1 protein-coding gene is annotated in these 1,302 nt (G+C 62.1%); it reads right to left on the bottom strand.

Translation table 11 applies throughout. The annotated features are described in order from the left end of the window. Positions 1-126 precede the first annotated feature (126 nt). On the bottom strand, positions 127-1,302 hold a 1,176-nt coding region (gene serA, locus AC1D1P_RS23595), incomplete at its 5' end, for a phosphoglycerate dehydrogenase (RefSeq protein WP_477674679.1).

Here is a 1,302-nt window from a genome sequence, read left to right as displayed (position 1 = left end):
GGGTTTACAGCCGCCGGCAGCGCAGTAATCTGGTCTTTTCCTTGGGAAAGTGGCTGAAACCCAATAGAGACGGGCGCAACCAGCTATATATTTGATAGCGGTTGCGCGCCGTGGCTGAAGCCCGGTTCAAAACAAAACCCGGCTGCGGATGGTTCCGGGCACCTCGGCCAGCTTGGCCAGCGCGATGTCGGAGTGCGCCGCGTCGATGTCGATCACCACATAACCCACAGCTTCGTTGGTCTGCAGGTACTGCGATGCGATGTTGATGCCGTTGGCCGCAAACACCTTGTTGATTTCCGACAGCACACCCGGCACGTTGCGGTGAATGTGCAGCAGGCGGTGCTTGCCCGGGTGGGCCGGCAGTGCCACTTCGGGGAAGTTGACGGAAGACGTCGAGGTGCCGTTGTCGCTGTACTTCACCAGCTTTTCGGCCACTTCGATGCCGATGTTTTCCTGCGCTTCCATGGTCGAGCCGCCCACGTGCGGCGTCAGGATCACGTTGTCCAGGCCGCGCAGGGGCGATTCAAAAATGTCCTTGTTGCTGCGCGGCTCCACAGGGAACACGTCGATTGCCGCGCCCAGCAGCTTTTTTTGCTTCAGCGCCTCGGCCAGCGGTTCAATTTCCACCACCGTGCCGCGTGAGGCATTGATCAGCACGCTGCCGGGTTTCATCGCGGCGATTTCTGCTGCGCCCATCATCCATTGGGTGGCTTTGGTTTCGGGCACGTGCAGGCTCACCACGTCGGACTGGGCCAGCAGGTCCTTGAGCTGGGCTACCTGCCGGGCGTTGCCCAGCGGCAGCTTGGTTACCACGTCAAAAAACACGACCTGCATGCCCAGCGCTTCGGCCAGCACCGACAGCTGCGTTCCGATGGAGCCGTAGCCCACGATGCCCAGCGTTTTACCGCGGATTTCGTAGGCGTTCTCGGCCGACTTGAGCCAGCCGCCGCGGTGCGCCACGGCGCTTTTCTCGGGCACGCCGCGCAGCAGCAAAATGGCCTCGGCCAATACCAGCTCAGCCACGGAGCGGGTATTGGAAAAAGGCGCGTTGAACACCGCAATGCCGCGTTCGCGGGCGGCGTTCAGGTCGACCTGGTTGGTGCCGATGCAAAAGCAGCCGACCGCCGCCAGCTTGCCGGCCTGGGCAAATACATCGGCAGTGAGCTGGGTGCGGGAACGGATGCCGACAAAATGCGCGTCGGCGATTTTGGCCTTGAGTTCGTCATCGGGCAGCGCGCCGGCCAGGCTTTCGATCTGCGAGTAACCTGCCGCCTTGAGAACCTCCACCGCGGAGGGGTGAAT

The organism is Polaromonas sp. P1_E1_2 (genome assembly GCF_056406035.1).
Note: the sequence above shows the minus strand (reverse complement) of the source record. Positions and strands in the feature narration are given on the sequence as shown.